1 protein-coding gene is annotated in these 531 nt (G+C 48.2%); it reads right to left on the bottom strand.

Annotation, left to right across the window (positions count from 1 at the left end; genetic code table 11):
* The coding region (locus QGT73_RS17345) for an ISAon1 family transposase N-terminal region protein (protein ID WP_280123260.1) at positions 1-338 on the bottom strand (338 nt) is incomplete at its 3' end.
* Positions 339-531 lie beyond the last annotated feature (193 nt).

A 531-nucleotide genomic window follows, 5' to 3' on the forward strand; every position in this document is an offset into this window, starting at 1 on the left:
TTTAAAAAAGCCACGAACTCGGCACTGAGTCGTGTCCCTTCCTCGTTGGGAAGCTCGAGGTTGTAGCTGAAGATTTCGTTGGTCTGCTTGTCCCACCACTTGTTCTTGCGCATGTGAAGAAACACAGGCCGTCCACGCATCGGATAGTCCTGTATCGTAACGTAATCCGTATAGCCTCGCGCTACGATATTTGGATTACGATAGTCTTCATCAGACAGTTTCTTCTTTTCGTCAAGCCATATGTCATAGGACTGTTCCGTGCGCTCGAAGCGCACCATTTCAAATAGTTCGTCCATGCCCTCGGGCAGGCACATCCATATTGCATCTGCGGTTTTCATACCGCAAATTTAACACTTTTCTCAAAATCCATGCACCGCCATTTCGGCTTGACCCCTTACGGCCCAAGCCGAAATTCCAGTGCATATGTTAAATTGAGTAGACCGAAGTGTTAAATATTCAAGCGTACAGTTTGACCAGGCGGAAGATGAAGAAATCGCGGTCTCGGACACCGCGCATTTGCGAGCGGAAGAT

This window comes from Duncaniella muricolitica (assembly GCF_910574735.1).
Classification (GTDB): Bacteria; Bacteroidota; Bacteroidia; order Bacteroidales; family Muribaculaceae; genus Duncaniella; species Duncaniella muricolitica.